This window comes from Geodermatophilus sp. TF02-6 (assembly GCF_003319115.1).
Taxonomy (GTDB): Bacteria; Actinomycetota; Actinomycetes; order Mycobacteriales; family Geodermatophilaceae; genus Geodermatophilus.
In genome coordinates this window covers 39,164-54,809 of sequence record NZ_QOHF01000003.1, presented here as the reverse complement: position 1 = coordinate 54,809, position 15,646 = coordinate 39,164, and the positions used below count along the sequence as shown (strand labels likewise).

At 73.7% G+C, this 15,646-nt stretch carries 12 protein-coding genes; 2 read left to right on the top strand and 10 right to left on the bottom strand.

The window, feature by feature from the left end; genetic code table 11:
• Positions 1 to 9: 9 nt before the first annotated feature.
• Genes DQ238_RS03665 through DQ238_RS03645 form a run of 5 tightly spaced genes read right to left on the bottom strand, consistent with a single transcriptional unit; the run spans position 10 to position 5,758 of the window.
• Positions 10 to 1,131, bottom strand: a complete 1,122-nt coding sequence (locus tag DQ238_RS03665) for an ABC transporter ATP-binding protein (RefSeq protein ID WP_233495680.1) — start codon at positions 1,129 to 1,131, stop codon at positions 10 to 12.
• Complete coding sequence (locus tag DQ238_RS03660; RefSeq protein ID WP_113779964.1) at positions 1,128 to 2,231, bottom strand: ABC transporter ATP-binding protein; 1,104 nt, start codon at positions 2,229 to 2,231, stop codon at positions 1,128 to 1,130. Before DQ238_RS03660 ends, DQ238_RS03665 begins: the two co-directional genes overlap by 4 nt.
• Entirely contained in the window at positions 2,228 to 3,121 is an 894-nt protein-coding gene (locus tag DQ238_RS03655; protein ID WP_113779963.1) for an ABC transporter permease, read from the bottom strand. Before DQ238_RS03655 ends, DQ238_RS03660 begins: the two co-directional genes overlap by 4 nt.
• Complete coding sequence (locus DQ238_RS03650; RefSeq protein ID WP_113779962.1) at positions 3,108 to 4,151, bottom strand: ABC transporter permease; 1,044 nt, start codon at positions 4,149 to 4,151, stop codon at positions 3,108 to 3,110. The genes DQ238_RS03655 and DQ238_RS03650 overlap by 14 nt, the downstream gene beginning before the upstream one ends.
• Positions 4,148 to 5,758: an ABC transporter substrate-binding protein gene (locus DQ238_RS03645; protein ID WP_113779961.1), complete on the bottom strand. Its 1,611-nt coding sequence runs from the start codon at positions 5,756 to 5,758 to the stop codon at positions 4,148 to 4,150. Before DQ238_RS03645 ends, DQ238_RS03650 begins: the two co-directional genes overlap by 4 nt.
• Before the next feature lie 419 nt (positions 5,759 to 6,177).
• On the opposite strand from DQ238_RS03645, the gene DQ238_RS03640 reads away from it, so the two are divergent.
• Positions 6,178 to 6,993: an IclR family transcriptional regulator gene (locus tag DQ238_RS03640; protein WP_113779960.1), complete on the top strand. Its 816-nt coding sequence runs from the start codon at positions 6,178 to 6,180 to the stop codon at positions 6,991 to 6,993.
• 57 nt (positions 6,994 to 7,050) lie between these two features.
• Here the strand turns inward: DQ238_RS03640 and DQ238_RS03635 are convergent, their stop codons facing one another.
• The 4 genes from DQ238_RS03635 to DQ238_RS03620 form a co-directional block, all read right to left on the bottom strand.
• Positions 7,051 to 8,055, bottom strand: a complete 1,005-nt coding sequence (locus tag DQ238_RS03635) for an amidohydrolase family protein (RefSeq protein ID WP_113779959.1) — start codon at positions 8,053 to 8,055, stop codon at positions 7,051 to 7,053.
• Between the two features lie 12 nt (positions 8,056 to 8,067).
• Positions 8,068 to 9,183 (bottom strand): zinc-binding dehydrogenase, encoded by a 1,116-nt coding sequence (locus tag DQ238_RS03630; RefSeq protein ID WP_113779958.1) that lies wholly within the window; start codon positions 9,181 to 9,183, stop codon positions 8,068 to 8,070.
• 239 nt (positions 9,184 to 9,422) lie between these two features.
• Complete coding sequence (locus DQ238_RS03625; RefSeq protein ID WP_113779957.1) at positions 9,423 to 10,541, bottom strand: NDMA-dependent alcohol dehydrogenase; 1,119 nt, start codon at positions 10,539 to 10,541, stop codon at positions 9,423 to 9,425.
• 101 nt (positions 10,542 to 10,642) lie between these two features.
• Positions 10,643 to 11,755, bottom strand: a complete 1,113-nt coding sequence (locus tag DQ238_RS03620) for an NDMA-dependent alcohol dehydrogenase (protein WP_113779956.1) — start codon at positions 11,753 to 11,755, stop codon at positions 10,643 to 10,645.
• Positions 11,756 to 12,180: 425 nt separating this feature from the next.
• On the opposite strand from DQ238_RS03620, the gene DQ238_RS03615 reads away from it, so the two are divergent.
• Complete coding sequence (locus DQ238_RS03615) at positions 12,181 to 13,176, top strand: zinc-binding dehydrogenase (RefSeq protein WP_147263005.1); 996 nt, start codon at positions 12,181 to 12,183, stop codon at positions 13,174 to 13,176.
• A 29-nt stretch (positions 13,177 to 13,205) separates the two neighbouring features.
• On the opposite strand, the gene DQ238_RS03610 is transcribed toward DQ238_RS03615, so the two are convergent.
• Positions 13,206 to 15,614 (bottom strand): xanthine dehydrogenase family protein molybdopterin-binding subunit, encoded by a 2,409-nt coding sequence (locus DQ238_RS03610; protein ID WP_113779954.1) that lies wholly within the window; start codon positions 15,612 to 15,614, stop codon positions 13,206 to 13,208.
• Positions 15,615 to 15,646: the final 32 nt, after the last annotated feature.

Genomic DNA, 15,646 nt, shown 5'->3' with positions numbered 1-15,646 from the left:
CTCCTCCGGTCAGGACGTCTGCGCGGTGGGCGCCGGGTCCGTCGCCGAGGCCGGGACCGGGGCCGGGGCCAGGGTGGCGCCGGCCGGCCCGGGCGGCATGGCGGGGTCGGGCAGGTCCAGCGGGAAGTGGCAGGCCACCTGGTGACCGGGCAGCCGCTCCTCCAGGACCGGATCCACCTCGGCGCAGCGCAGCTGGGACCGCGGGCAGCGGGTGCGGAAGCGGCAGCCGCTCGGCGGGTCGATCGGCGAGGGCGGCTCACCCGGCAGCGCGGTCGGCTTGTGCGCCGTGCCGGTCACCGGGTCGACCCGCGGGATCGACTCCAGCAGCGCCGCGGTGTAGGGGTGCAGGGGTCGGCGGTAGATGTCCTGGGCCGGGCCGATCTCGGCCAGCTGCCCGAGGTACATGACCGCCACCCGGTCGCTCACCTGCTTGACCATCGCCAGGTCGTGCGCGATGAACAGGTAGGAGAGGTCCAGCTCCCGGCGCAGCTTCTCGAAGAGGTTGAGCACCTGCGCCTGGATGAGCACGTCGAGGGAGGAGACCGCCTCGTCGGCGATGACCAGCGCGGGGTCCAGCGCGATCGCCCGGGCGATCGCGACCCGCTGGCACTGACCGCCGGACAGCTCGAACGGACGGCGGCGGCCGTACTGGGACGGGTCGAGCCCGACCAGGTCCAGCAGCTCGGCGACCCGCCGCCTGCGGGAGTCGGCGTTGCCCTCGCCGTAGCCCCGCAGCGGCTCCTCGACCAGCTCGGTGACCCGCCAGCGGGGGTTGAGCGAGCCGAACGGGTCCTGGTAGACCATCTGCATCTGCCGGCGGGCCTGTTTGAGGTCCCGGCGGCGCAGCGTCATCAGGTCCCGGCCCTGGAACTCCACCGCCCCCGACTTGGGCCGGGGCGCCTGGATGACCGACCGGGCCAGGGTGGACTTGCCCGACCCGGTCTCGCCCACCACGCCCAGGGTCTCGCCCGGGTAGATGTCGAAGGACACGTTCGACACCGCGTGCACCACGCCGCCCTTGACGCCCCCGGCGGCCCGCGCCGGGAACTCCTGCACCAGGTTGCGGGCGCGCAGCAGCGGCGTCCTCGTCCCCGCCCGGGCGTCGCCCCGGCGATCGTCGATGGCGGTCACTCCTGCTCTCCGTTCCCGGTCTCGTCCCCGACGGGGTTCCAGCAGGCCCACCAGTGCTCGGGCTCGTGCTCGCGGAAGGGCGGCATCTCCACGCACCGGTCGAGGGCGTTGGGGCACCGCGGCCGGAAGGGGCAGCCCTTCGGCAGGGCGGACAGGTCCGGCGGCTGGCCGGGGGTGACCTCGAACAGCGAGTGCGGTTCCCGTTCCAGCGCGGGGATCGCCCCCAGCAGGGCCCGGGTGTAGGGCATCCGGACGTTGCCGAACAGGGTCGCGGTCGGCGCGTGCTCGACGGCCCTGCCCGCGTACATCACGACGACGTCCTGGGCGTAGCTGGCCGCCAGGCCCAGGTCGTGGCTGATCATGACCACCGCCATGCCGAGCCGCTGCTGCAGCTCGACGAGCAGCTCCATGATCTGCGCCTGGGTGGTGACGTCGAGGGCCGTGGTCGCCTCGTCCGCGATGAGCAGCCGGGGCTCACCGGCGAGCGCGATCGCGATCATCACGCGCTGGCGCATGCCGCCGGAGAGCTGGTGCGGGTACTCGTGGAACCGCCGCTCCGGGGCGGGCAGGCGGACCATGCGCAGCAGCTCGATCGCCCGGGCATGGGCGCCCTTGCGGTCTGAGTCGCTGTGCAGCCGGATCGCCTCGGTGACCTGGGCGCCGATCTTCATCGTCGGGTTCAGCGAGCGGGCCGGGTCCTGGAAGACCATGGCGATGTCGCCGCCGCGCAGCTCGCGCATCTCCCGCTCCGGCATGCCGATCAGCTCGCGCCCCGCGAAGGACACCGACCCGGTGATCGTCGCCGTCGGGGGCAGCAGGCCCATCAGCGCGCGGGAGCTGACGCTCTTGCCCGACCCGGACTCGCCGATGATCGCCATCATGCTCCCGGGGAGCAGCTCGTAGGACAGCCCGTTGACGGCGTTGATCCGCCGGCCACCCCGGGTGAACTGGACCCGCAGGTCCTCGACCACCAGCAGCGGCTCCCCCGGCTCCCCGGCCGGTCCCGGCGCGGCCGGCCCCGAGGACGCCGCTGCGATGACCCCCTCGGAGACGTAGCTGTCGCCGACCGGGTAGGTCGCCGTCCGCTGCTTGCCGCTCATCGACCGCTCCAGCGCGCGCGCAGGTTCTCACCGAGGAGGTTGAAGGACAGGACGGTGACCAGCAGCGCGAGGCTGGGCCACACCACGAGCATCGGCGTCGCCGACAGGCTCAGCTGACCGGTGGCCACCATGTTGCCCCAGCTCGGCGCGGGGTCGGGGATGCCCAGACCGAGGAAGCTCAGGGCACCCTCGATGATGATCACGATGCCCATGCCGAGCATGCCGAACGTGATCAGCTGCGGGGCGGTGTTGGGCGCCAGGTGCTTGAACAGCACCCGCCAGGCCGGCGTCCCGCACAGCTGGGCCGCCGCCATGAACGGCATCTCGCGCAGCCGCAGGACCGCCGACCGGGCGACCCGGGCGAACGCCGGGATGCTGAAGAAGGCCAGGGCGAAGATGGTGTTGCGCATGCTCGGGCCGAGGGCCTGGGCCACCGCCAGGGTCAGGACCAGCGACGGGAAGGCGATGAGCACGTCGAGCACGCGCATGATCACCGTGTCGACGACGCCGCCGAGGTAGCCGGAGAGGGCGCCCAGGGTCCCGCCGACGACCAGCCCGAGGACGTTGACCGCCAGGGCGATGAACAGCGAGGCCCGGCCGCCGTAGAGCAGGCGGGACAGGATGTCGTTGCCGTTGGGGTCGGTGCCGAGCAGGTGGCCGGGCGAGAACGCGGGCAGGTAGCTCTCCAGGATGTTGCCGCCCACCGGGCTGGGCAGGTCGAACAGCACCGGACCGAGGAAGCAGGCGGCGACGATGAGGGCGACCATGCCGCCGGGGACGGCGACCCCCAGCGACCGGCGCCACCGGCCCCGGCGGGCCGGCGCCTCCTCGTGCTCGTGCTCGACCCCGGGGTGGTCGGTGACCGAGATGGGCGTCTCAGCGACTGCCATAGCGGATCCTCGGGTCCAGGACGGCGTACAGGAGATCGACGACGAGGTTGGCCACCACAGCGACGAGGGCGAAGACCACGACGACGGCCTGCACCATGATGAAGTCGCGGGTGTTGATGGCCTGCAGCAGCATCTGGCCGATGCCCGGGAGGGCGAAGATCTGCTCGATGATCACGGTTCCGCCGATGAGCGCGCCCAGGTTGAGGCCGACCACCGTGATCAGCCCGAAGGACGAGTTGCGGAAGGCGTGCCGGATGAGCACCTGCCACGACCCGACGCCCTTGGCCCGGGCGGTGGTGACGTACTCCTCCTGCTGCATCTGGTCGACCAGGTCGCCGCGCAGGAAGCGGGCGTAGAAGCAGAACAGCGGCAGGCCGATCGCCGCCGACGGCAGGATCAGCGACCTGACGTTGGGCCACAGCCCCTCCGACAGCGGGGTGAACCCGATGGCCGGCAGCACGCCCAGCTGCACCGCGAAGACCAGCACCAGGATCAGCGCCAGGACGTAGTTGGCCACCGACAGGCCCGCGGTGCTGACCACCATGCTGATCCGGTCCCACACGCCGCCGGGCCGGTGGGCGGCGAGCAGCGCGACCGGGACGGCCAGCACCAGGGAGACGACGAACGCCAGGAGGACCAGCTCACCGGTGACCGGCAGCCGCTCGCCCAGCAGGTCGCTGACCGGCTGGTTGCTGACGATCGACCGGCCGAGGTCGCCGGTGACGGCGCCCCGCAGCCACTCCCCGTATCGCACGTACCCCGGCCGGTTGAGGCCGAGCTGCTCCTCCAACTGGGCGACCTGCTCGGGCGTGGCCTCCGGGCCCAGCAGCTGCTGAGCCGCGTTGCCCGGGATCAGGCTCAGGACCCAGAAGGTGAGGACGGTGACCCCGAGCATGATCGGGATGGCCATCAGCAGCCGCTTGACGACCAGCCGGAGCACCGGTGACCCGGCGAACCGGGTCACCCGGGAGGTGCGGGAGACCCGCGGGTCCCGGGTGCCCGGGACCTGCGGGAGGGCGGCCGTGGTCACTGCTCCCGCCAGACCTCGTCCCAGATGACCTGGGTGTTGACCAGGGCCGCCGGGATGACGGTGGTCAGGCCCGGACCGTGCACCCCCTGGACGGCGAGGTTGGCCGGGGCGAAGGCCAGGCCGAACGGCGCGTAGAAGTCGGCCGCGATCAGGTCCGCGGCCTGCTGGTAGAGCTGCTTGCGCTGGCCCTCGTCGACCGTTCCGGCGGCCTGGGCGAGCAGCTGGTCCAGCTGCGGGTCGGCGACCCCGCTGAACGGCGACGCGGAGGAGAACCGGAAGGCCACGCCCACGCCGGAGGCCGGGTCCCACGCGCCGGCGGTCTGCAGCATCGCCTGCCACTGCCCGGAGTTGAACTGCTGCACCAGGTTGGAGAGCTGGTAGTCCTGGATCGTCACGTCGATCCCGGCCTCCTGCCACTGCGTCTGCAGGGCGGTGTTGATCTGGGTGGCCACGTAGTTGCTGATCGTGCCCAGCGTGACGGTGAGGCCGCCCAGCTCCTGGACCAGCTGCTTGGCGCGGTCCAGGTCGTACTCGGGGTAGTCGGTCACCTCCAGCGGGTAGAACTTGCCGCCCGGTGCGACGAAGGACTGGCTGACCTCGTACCGGCCCCCGAAGACGCCCTTGTTGATGGCCTCGAAGTCCGTCGCCCGGTAGATCGCCTCGCGCGCCCGCGGGTCGGTGAACGGCCCCGACTTGGTGTTGAGCTGGATCACGTAGGGCGAGGTCGCCGCCTGGACGGTCACCTGCAGCTGGTCGTTCCTCTGGGCCTGGTCGAGCAGCGGGGTGGTGGTCAGCCCCTCGTAGGCCTGCGCCTGGCCGGCCTGCAGGGCCTGGTAGGCCGGCTGGTCACCGCCGATCGACTGGAAGGTCAGCCGGTCCAGGTAGGGCTGCCCCTCCTCGAAGTAGTTCTCGTTGCGCTGGAGGGTCAGCTTGGAGCTGAGCTGGTTGTCGACCACGGTGAACGGCCCGGCCCCCACCGGCTTGATCTTGAAGGCGTCCTCGCCCTGCTGCTGCACCGCCGCCGGGGAGGCGATCCAGTTGACGTTGCTGGTCGGGAAGGAGGCCAGCACCGCGGCGTAGGGCTGGGAGAAGGTCAGCTTCACGGTGAGGTCGTCGACCTTGGTGATGCCGTTCTCCGCCGCCAGCGGCCAGGTCGGCTTGCAGGTGCACGCCGAGTCCAGGTCCCGCTGCCAGTTGAAGACGACCGCGTCGGCGTTCAGCGGCGTGCCGTCGCTGAACTGGATGCCGTCGCGCAGCTTGACGGTGAAGGTCAGGCCGTCCGCGGACAGCTCGCCGCTCTCGGCCTGGTTGGGCTCCACGCGGCCGTTGCTGCCGTCGTCGTCGGAGCGCAGCAGGAACAGCCCCCCGTAGATGGACTGCATCATCGGCAGGTTGGCGCCACCGGTCGTGTTGGTCGCCGGGTCGAGGCCGGTGGGCCAGCTGCCGGTGAACGCGGTGTCCTCCAGGACGGTCAGCTCACCGCCCTGCTGGGGTTCACCCGTCGGGGCCGCGGCACCGGAGTCGGAGCCTCCGGAGTTGCCCCCACCGCAGGCTGACAGCGCCAGCGCCGCGGCGAGGACGAGGGACGGCATCGTCCTGTGCTTCATGTGGGTGCTCCCCTTGCTGGGTGGGCATCGGTGACGACGGTTGGGAGGTGGCGCTGCGGCCGAGGCCGGCTCGAGCGGTGGTGTCCGGTTCGCTGCGCACAGTGATGGGGATCACTGGTGGTCGGACCAGCGTCGATGAGCCGTCCGCACTCCGGGGACGCCGCTTTCGCGGGGCGGAAGACAACTTCGGACCCCGCAGGTCGGACGCCCACCCGCCCGCCGACCCCGGCCCCTCCGGCCGGCCCGCCCGGGACCGCGGGGGTGCCTGATTGACAGCGCCGCGAGGCGGACGGACAGTGATCCGCGCCGCTTCCCGCACCGACGTGGGGAGCCGCTCCCAGACACCCTGGAGGCGCCGGTTGCCCGCGACGAGACAGCTCCGCCCCAGCGGCGGACGGGCCGACGACGTACCGTCACGGGTGGCCAGCCACGGCGGCGGGTCGACCACGGCGGCCGGCCGGGTGCTCGCCGTCCTGGCCGCGTTCGCGCCGGCGCACGACACCCTCACCCTCAGCGAGATCAGCCGCCGCTCCGGGCTGTCCCTGACGACGACGCACCGGCTGGTCGGCGAGCTGCGGGAGTGGGGCGCGCTGGAGCGCAGCCCGGACGGGCGCTACGGCATCGGGCTGCGGCTGCTCGAGCTGGGCGCGCTGGCCCCGCACGGGCTGCGGTTGCGCGAGCTGGCCCTGCCCTACCTCGACGACCTGCACCAGGCCACGCGGGCCAACGTCGTCCTCGGCGTCCGGGACGGTGTCGACGTCGTCTACGTCGAGGCGCTGCGCGCCCGCGGCGCCGTGCGGCTGATGAGCCGGATCGGCGGACGGTGGCCGTTGCACGCCACCGGGACGGGGCAGGTGCTGCTGGCCTTCGCCGACCCGGAGGTGCAGGAGCAGGTGCTGGGCAGCCCGCTGCGCCGGTTCACCGAGAAGACGATCACCGATCCGGCCCTGCTGCGCCGCACCCTGGCCGAGGTGCGCCGCACCGGGGTGGCCGTCGCGGAGAACCAGCTGACCGCCGAGGCCCCCGCCCTCGCGGTGGCCGTGCCGGTCCGGGGGCCGGGCGACGAGGTGGTGGCCGCGCTCGGGGTGACCGTGGGCTGCGGCACGGTGGCGGCGCAGGCGCTGGTGCCCGCGCTGACCACCACCGCCCGCGGCATCTCCCGGGCGCTGGGCGCCCCGTCGGCGAAGCCGGTGCACCGCAGGTCCGCGAGCGTCCCCGCCGGCGGACCGAGCTGACCGCCTCGGCGGCGTCCGCGGGGTCCCCGCCGCGGGACCCCGCGGACGCCGGCCGGGTCAGCGGGGCGGCTCGGTGCCCAGCCAGCGGAAGGCGTTGTCCCAGGTGATGGCCCGCAGGACGTCGTCGGGCAGCCCCATGGAGGCCAGCGTCCGGCCGGCCGGTTCCTCGCGGGGCATGGCCGGGAAGTCCGACCCGACGAGCAGCCGGTCGGCGCCGAGCAGGTCGATGAGGTAGCGCAGCGCCCGGCGGTCGAAGACCAGCGAGTCGTAGAAGAACCGCCGCGCGTACTCCAGCGGTGAGGGCCCGTCGTCCGGCATCACCGCCCGCTCGGGGTCCCTCGGCTCCTCGTTCCACGAGCCGCCCCAGAAGTACTGGTGGCGCGGGATCATCAGCGGGTAGCCGCCGGCCGCGTGGCTGAAGGAGATGCGCAGCCCGGGGCAGGCGGCGGCGGTGCCGCCGGTGACCATGGAGGCGGCGGCGAACGCGCCCTCGACGCCGACCACGTAGGTGCCCATGGCCGATGCCGGCAGCCGCTCGGTCGGCCCGGGCATGGCGTGCACGAAGACCGACAGCCCCAGCCGCTCGGCCTCCTGGAAGAACGGCAGGAACCTCTCGTGCCCGATCGAGGAGCCCAGGACGTTGGAGGCGATCTCCACGCCCGCCAGGCCCTGCTCCTTGACCGCGGCCAGCTCCTTGGTGGCGACCTCCGGGTCCTGCATCGGCACCATGCCGAGGGCGATCAGCCGGGTCGGGTCGGTCTGGCACAGGGTCGCGCTGAACTCGTTGACGTGCCGGGCCAGGGACAGCCCGTCGTCGACCGGCAGGTCGTACCTGAGCAGCGGTGGCATGGGCGAGAGCACCTCGACGTCGACGCCGGAGGCGTCCTGGGCCGCCAGCCGCCGCTCGGCGTCGAAGAAGACGTCCTTGGCCCGGAACCGCATCGCCCCGAAGACCAGCTCCCGGGCGGTGTCGCCGTCGACCGGCTCCATGCGGGGGAAGCACTCCGGCGCGTCGGCCGGGTAGTCGTACGGGAGCAGGTGGGCGTGGGTGTCGACGAGCATGCGGGTCCTCCGTCAGAGGTCGGGGTGGACGGACACGTGGACGGCCTGCTCCCCGGGCACCTCGCCGGCGAGGACCTCGATGGCGTGCGCGGTGTCGTCCAGGCCGAAGGTGTGGGTGTGCATCCGCTCCAGCGGGAAGCGGCGGGACTCGATGAGCGCGATCGCCTCGGCCATCGCCTTGGCGTCCACCCCGTAGGCGCCCTGGACCGTGAGCGCCCGGTTGACGATCAGGTCGGTGTTGACCGGGATCTCCCGGCCGCCCTTGATGCCGGCGAGCACGACCCGCCCGCCGTGCTTGGTGGCCTGCATCGCGTCGGTGACCGGGCCGGCGGCCATCGGGGTGAGCTCCAGGGTGACGTCGGCCCCGCGGCCGTCGGTGATCTCGCGGACCCGCTCGACGGCGTCCTCGGCGGCGTCCTCGGTGGCGTCGCCGTCGACGACGAGGGTGTGGTCGGCGCCGAACTCGCGGGCCAGGGCCAGCTTGTGCGCGTCGGCCTGCAGCCCGGTGACGATCACCGTGCCGGCGCCGGCGGCCTTGCAGGCGATGACCGCGGCGATGCCGCGCTGCCCGGCGCCGAGGACGAGGACGGTGTCGCCGAGCCGGACCTGCCCGTAGTGCAGCGCCCAGCGGACGCCGGCGCCCATCGAGTTGTACATCGCCGCGACCTCGACCGGCAGGGTGTTGTCGATCCGGTGGACGACGGCGCCCGGGGCCAGGTACATGCGCTCGGCGAACCCGCCCCACAGCGCGGGGGCGACCTCGACGGGGGTGACCCCGTGGCCGCCGACCCGGTTGCGGCAGGCCTGGTAGTTGCCGGTCAGGCAGTCGAAGCAGCTGCGGCACGGGATGACCACCTCGAGGGCGACCCGGTCGCCGGGCTGCACCCCCCACCGCTCGGCCGCGTTCTCCCCCACCTCCTCGACGATGCCCATCGGCTCGTGCCCGGGCACGAACGCCGGCATGTCCCGGCGCAGGTGGCCCTTGTAGAACTCCACGTCGCTGCCGCACAGGCCGTTGGCCTCGACCCGCAGCAGGCCGTCGTCCGTGCCGACCTGCGGCCGCGGGAACTCCCGGATCTCGATCGCTCGCGGGCCGACCTGCACCGCGGCACGCACGGCATCGCTCATGGGTCCTCCTCCAGGCTCGCGGCCCCGGCCGGACTGCCGGGCACGGGACGCGCGGCCGGATCGGCGGTGCGCCGCGGGAGACGCTAGGAACCGGCCGGCCGGCACCACCACGGCTCTTCCGCCAGGCGGTGACCGGGATGCCGGCGCACGCCCCGGCCGGGAGCCGCGCCCGCTCGTCCGCGGATCGGTCTTCCGGCTCGCGGCGGGACTCTGCAGGGAAGCCGCCTCCCGCCGCCGGATCAGCCGTCGTGGACGATGACGCCGCGGATGAGCTTGCCGTCGTCGAGGTCCCGGTAGCCCTGGTTGATCTCGTCGAGGGCGTACCGGCGGGTGATCAGCTCCTCGAGCCTCAGCTGACCGCCCCGGTAGAGGTCCAGCAGGCGCGGGATGTCGTGGAGCGGGTTGCACATCCCGAACACGTGGCCCTGCACCCGCCGCTGGTAGCCGACCACCGAGCCACCGGCGGCCAGCTGGATCTGGTTCTCCCCCGTGCGACCCACGGAGGTCACGGTGACCTGGCCGTTCTTGCCGACGATCGCGGCCGCCTGCGACACCACCTCGGCGGTCAGCACGCCGACCGTGCAGATCGCGTGCTCGGCGAGCTGGCCGCGGGTCATCTCCACGACCGCCCGGTGGGCCTCCTCCGCGGAGGCGTAGGCGTGGGTCGCACCGAAGGCCATCGCCGTCTCGCGCTTGAAGGCCACCGGGTCGACGACGACCAGGTTCCTCGCCCCGGCGTAGCTCGCCCCCTGGACGGCGTTCATGCCCACCCCGCCGGCCCCGAAGACGACCACCGTGTCCCCCGGGGCCACCCTGGCCGCGTAGACCGAGGTGCCCCAGCCGGTCGGCACACCGCAGCCGACGAGCGCGGCGACGTCGAACGGGACGTCGGTGTCGATGCGCACGCAGGAGGCCTGGTTGACCACGGCGCGCTCGGCGAAGGTGCCGAGCATGCAGAACCCGCCCAGGTCGCCGCCGTCATCGTCGTGGAAGCGGAAGGGCGGGTCCCCCAGGATCCCCGTCTGCATCTCCGCACCGCGGTCGCAGAGGTTCTGGTGGCCGGTGGAGCAGTACCGGCAGACGCCGCAGGCCGGGATGAAGGAGCACACGACGTGGTCGCCGACGGCCACCCGGGTCACCGCGGCGCCGACGGCCTCCACCACGCCGGCGCCCTCGTGGCCGCCGACCATGGGCAGGCGGGCGAGGCTGTCACCGGTGCGGATGTGCTCGTCCGAGTGGCACATCCCGGAGGCGGCGAACCGGATGCGCACCTCGTCGGGCTGCGGCTCGTCCAGCTCGAGCTCGGTCACCTCCCACGGCTCGCCGGCCCGGCGGATGATCGCTGCCCGCGTCCGCATGCTGGGGGCTCCTTCCTCTCGCTTCTCGGGCTTCTCGCTTCTCGCCGGACGGGCTCGCGGAGGAACGGGCCCACGGCGGAGGGAGGCGCCGGGAGGGCTCCTCAGGCGAAGAGGACCATGCCCCGGATGGTCCGGTGCGAGCGCATCGCCTCGTAGCCCTCGTTGACCTGGTCGAGCCGGTAGGTGTGGGTGACCAGCTCGTCGAGGAGCAGCTCACCCTGCCGGTACAGGTGCAGCAGCTTCGGGATGTCGGCCCGCGGGTTGGCGTTCCCGAACAGGCAGCCGACCACCTGCTTCTGGTACGCGGTCAGCTCGAACGTCGGCAGCTCGACCTGACGGGCGGACACCGACCCCAGCGAGGTGAGGCAGACCTTCCCGAGCTTGCCGACGACCGACATGCCGTCGGCGATCACGGTCGGCGTCACCACGTCCACGGTGATGACCGCCGACTGCGCCATCCTCCCCCAGGTCAGGTCGGCCACCGCGGAGGCGGCCTCCGCCGCGGTGGCGAAGGTGTGCGTCGCGCCGTAGTCCCTGGCCTTCTCCCGGTTGTACGGGGCGGGGTCCACCGCGACGATCCGCGTCGCCCCCGCGATGCGGGCACCCTGCAGGGCGTTGGCGCCGACCCCACCGATGCCGAACACGACCACCGTGTCACCGGGCGAGACGCCGGCCCCGTACACCGCCGTCCCCCAGCCGGTGGTCACCCCGCACCCGACGAGGGCGGCCTTGTCCAGCGGGATGTCGTCCTCGATGCGGACCACCGAGTTCTGGTTGACCACCGTGTACGGGGAGAAGGTGCCCAGCATGCACATCAGCCGGGCGTCGCGACCCCGGACGGAGTGGCGGGACGTGCCGTCCTCCTGCAGGCCGACGTTGATGCCGGCGCCCTTGTCGCAGAGGTTCTGGTGCCCCGAGGCGCAGTAGGTGCAGTCCCCGCACGCGGGGATGAAGCTGAGGACGACGTGGTCACCCTCCCCGACCTTGGTCACCCCCGGCCCGACCCGCTCGACGACCCCGGCGCCCTCGTGCCCGCCGATGACCGGCAGGGCCTCCATCGGCAGGTCCCCGACCCGCACGTGCTCGTCGGAGTGGCACAGACCCGAGGCCGCCAGCCTGACCAGGACCTCTCCCTGCCGCGGCTCGTCGAGCTCGAGCTCCTCGACTCGCCAGTCCTGCCCGTAGTCCCAGAGCACCGCTGCTTCGGTCCGCACGCCGGCCTCCTTCCCGATGGGTGCACCGTGGGTCCGCAGGCGGCGCCGCGCACCGCCTGGACGGCGAGTATGCGGTGTCCGGCACGCACCTGAGTAGGCCTCCGCAGCAGGCCTCCGCGTCCTTTGTCCACAATCTTGTCAACGCAGGGGGGCCGTGGTTGGCTCGTGCGATCCCGGCTCCGGCCGGACGCGGACGGCACGGCACCCGCGGACGGCAGGCACCCAGAACGGCAGGGCACCCACGGAGGAGGGCACCATCGACCTCGGCGTCGCGGAGGACGAGCTGGCCGGACGACGGCGGCGACTCCCACCGCCGGCCGCACCGGTCGGCGGCGGCCGGCTGCAGGTCTGCGCCGTACGGTCCGCCCCGTGACCGCGGGCGCGCCCCTCGGCGGCCCGGTGGGGGCCAGCTCGTGAAGGCGGTCGTGTGCACCTCCTCCGGCACGGAGGTCGCCGAGGTGCCCGACCCCGCGCCGAGGGCGGACGAGGTCGTCGTGGAGGTCTCCGCCTGCGGGCTGTGCGGGTCGGACGTGCACGCGGTCGAGCGGGGCCTGACCACCGAGGGGCAGATCCTGGGGCACGAGTTCGGCGGCACGGTGGTCGAGACCGGATCCGCGGTCACCGGCTGGCGGGTGGGCCAGCCGGTCGCGGTCGACCCGCTCGGCTCCTGCGGCGGGTGCGCCGAGTGCCGCAGGGGCCTGCCCTTCCGCTGCCCGGCAGCGCCCAACCTCGGCATCACCGCACCGGGGGGCTACGCGCGGTTCGCCGCGGTCCCCCAGCGGCAGCTGGTGCCGCTGCCGGACGAGGTCCCGCTCGAGTGGGGCGCGCACGCCGAACCGCTGGCCGTCGCGCTGCACGCCGTGGGCATGGCCGGTGTCGGTCCGGGCGACGCCGCCCTCGTCTTCGGCGTCGGGACCATCGGGCTCAACGTGGTCATGGCGCTGCGGACCGCCGGCGTCGACCTCGTCGTGGGCGCCGGCCGCTCCCCCGGACGGCGGGCGGCCGCCCGCGCGGTGGGTGCCGACGTCGTCCTGGACACCCGGGAGACGAGCGTGCGCGACCACGTCGCGGCCGGCGGCCGGCTCTTCGACGCCGTCCTGGAGTGCTCGGCCTCGCCCGGCGCCGTCCCCGAGCTGCTCGAGGTCCTCGCCCCCGGGGGGAGCTGTGTGGAGGTGGCCCTGTCCGACGAGGTGGCGCCGGTCCCCCTGGACGCGTTGGTCGCCCGGGGGTTGCGGCTGGGCGGCAGCTGCGCGTTCGACCACGCGGAGTTCGAGGCGGCGGTGAGCCTGGTCGTCACCGGCCGGGTTCCCGCCCAGCACCTGGTCAGCGAGCGGGTCGGGCTGGCGGGGACCCCGGACGCCCTCGTCCGCCTGCGGCGGCCCGGGGACCTCGTGCGCGTCCTGACGGTGCCGGGGCTCTGACGCCGGGCGGGGTGGGCCCGGGCGCCGGGTCAGCCGGCGCCGCGGGCGGCCTGCACGGCGCGCCAGACCCGCATGGGGCTCGTGGGCATGTCGACGTGGCGGACGCCGAGGTGGGCGACCGCGTCGACGACGGCGTTCTGCACCGCCGGCGTCGCGCCGATGGTGCCGGCCTCGCCGATGCCCTTGGCCCCGAGCGGGTTGTAGCTCGTCGGCGTCTCGGAGGCGACCAGCTCGAAGCTGGGCAGCTCGGTGGCCGAGACGATCGGGTAGTCGGCGAGCGTGGTGGTCTGCGGGTTGCCGTCGGCGTCGTAGAGGACCTCCTCGAGGAGGGCCTGCGCGGCCCCCTGGGCCAGCCCTCCGTGCCGCTGCCCCTCGGCGATGAGCGGGTTGATGACCACCCCGGCGTCGTCGAGGGCGACGAGGCGGACCAGCTCGGCCTTGCCCGACTCGACGTCGACCTCGACGACGGCGACGTGCGCACCGAAGGGGTAGGTCGGCCCGGGAGCGCTGAACACGCTGTGCACGAACAAGGGCTCCTCGCCGGCCAGCTCGGCGAACGACATCCCGGCTCCGGGGACACCGGCCACCCGCAGCCCGGCGCGGTCGAGGTCGACGACCAGGTCGGCGGCGTCGACCTCGAGCTGCCTGGCCGCCCGCTGCCGGGCCAGCTCGACCAGCTCGCCGGCGGCCTGGCGGACCGCCGTGCCGCCCTGCTGCAGGCTGCGCGAGCCTCCGGTGCCGCCGCCCCGGGGCACCAGGTCGGTGTCGCCCCACCGCACGGTGATCCGCTCGACCGGGATGCCCAGCTCCTCGCTGGCCAGCATCGCCCACACCGTCGAGTGCCCCTGCCCGTGCGGCGAGGTGCCGGTGAGGATGGTCGCCGACCCGTCCGGGTGGACCTCGAGGCGGGCGTTCTCGTTCGGCGCACCGGCCTCGGTCCCGGCGCCGGTGATCTCGACGTACGTCGACAGGCCCAGGCCGAGCTGGCGGACGTCGCCACGCTCGCGACGGGCGGCCTGCTCGGCCCGCAGCCCGGCGTAGTCGGCGGCCTCGAGCACGGCCTCCAGCGCGGCCGGGTAGTCCCCGGAGTCGTAGACGGCGCCGCCCTTGCTGGTCCAGGGCTCGGTGAACGGCGGGACCAGGTTGATCCGGCGGACCTCGGCCGGGTCCATGCCGATCTCGGCGGCGAACAGGTCGACCGCCCGCTCGATCGCCGCGGTGGCCTCCGGCCGGCCGGCGCCGCGGTAGGCGCCCACCGGCGTGGTGTTGGTGACCACGCTGACGAAGGAGGTCTCCACGGAGGGGATGTCGTACACGCCGGGCGCCATGAGGGCGGTCAGCGACGGCAGGAGCGCGCCGAACTTCGGGTAGGCACCGCTGTCCTGCAGCACCTCCAGCCGGTAGGCGCGGATCCGCCCGTCGCGGTCGCCGCCGATGCGCACGGTCTGCACCTGGGCCCGGCCGTGGGTCATCGCGACCATGTTCTCCGAGCGGGTCTCCACCCAGGTCGCGGGCCGGCCCAGCAGCCGGGCGGCCAACGCGACCACGACGTACTCCACGTCGGCGCCGAACTTGGCCCCGAACGCACCGCCGACGTCGGGGGTGATCAGCCGCACGTCCGCGTCGTCGAGGCCGAGCATGTCCTGCACCGACCGTTTGCTGCCCTGGGCTCCCTGGTTGGGGAACCACAGGGTGAGCCGCCCGCCCTCCCAGGCCGCGGCGGCGGCTCGCACCTCCAGCGGGGCCACGGCGACCCGCTGGTTGACGACCTCCTGGGTGACCACGACCTCGCACTCGTCGAGAGGGTCGCTCGCCGCGGCCGGCACGTAGTCCGTGGCCTCCTCGGCGGCGGCCAGGTCGTCGCCGCCGGTCAGGTCGTCGCCGCCACCGGCGGCGGCAGCAGCCGCGGCCGCCGCGCTGCTGAACGCGGTGTTGCTCCCGACCTCCGGGAAGAGCAGCACCTCGTCGGCCTGCGCCTCCTTCGGGTCGACGAGCACGGGCAGCGGGTCGTAGTCGACGCTGACCAGCTCGGCCGCGTCCTCGCCCTGGTAGCGCTCCTCGGTGAGCACGACCGCGACCGGCTCGCCGACGAACCGGACCACGTCGTGGGCCAGCAGCGGCTGGGCCATGGCCGCCGGGTACACGGGCAAGAGCGGCGGCTGCGGCGGCGCCTCGCCCGCGAGGTCGTCGGCGGTGAGCACGGCGACGACACCCGGTGCCGCCGCGGCCTCGGAGGTGTCGATCGCGACGATCCGGGCGTGCGCCACCGGCGAGCGCACGAACGTGGCGTGCACCGCGCCGGCGAGCCGTTCGTCGACCAGGTCGTCGGTGTAGACGGCGCCGCGGGTGAGGAAGCCCGGGTCCTCGGAACGGAGCACCCGCGTGCCGAGGATGCTGCCCGCGGGGAGTGTGGCCGCCCGACCCGTGGTCTCCGTCATGGACGCAAGCTACAGATCGGCCGCGGCTCGGA

Excerpts from the sequence above, each read along its gene's own strand:
- DQ238_RS03660 (WP_113779964.1), bottom strand. The coding sequence starts at position 2,231 with ATGAGCGGCAAGCAGCGGACGGCGACCTACCCGGTCGGCGACAGCTAC.
- DQ238_RS03655 (WP_113779963.1), bottom strand. The coding sequence starts at position 3,121 with ATGGCAGTCGCTGAGACGCCCATCTCGGTCACCGACCACCCCGGGGTC.
- DQ238_RS03645 (WP_113779961.1), bottom strand. The coding sequence starts at position 5,758 with ATGAAGCACAGGACGATGCCGTCCCTCGTCCTCGCCGCGGCGCTGGCG.
- DQ238_RS03635 (WP_113779959.1), bottom strand. The coding sequence starts at position 8,055 with ATGCTCGTCGACACCCACGCCCACCTGCTCCCGTACGACTACCCGGCC.
- DQ238_RS03630 (WP_113779958.1), bottom strand. The coding sequence starts at position 9,183 with ATGAGCGATGCCGTGCGTGCCGCGGTGCAGGTCGGCCCGCGAGCGATC.
- DQ238_RS03625 (WP_113779957.1), bottom strand. The coding sequence starts at position 10,541 with ATGCGGACGCGGGCAGCGATCATCCGCCGGGCCGGCGAGCCGTGGGAG.
- DQ238_RS03610 (WP_113779954.1), bottom strand. The coding sequence starts at position 15,614 with ATGACGGAGACCACGGGTCGGGCGGCCACACTCCCCGCGGGCAGCATC.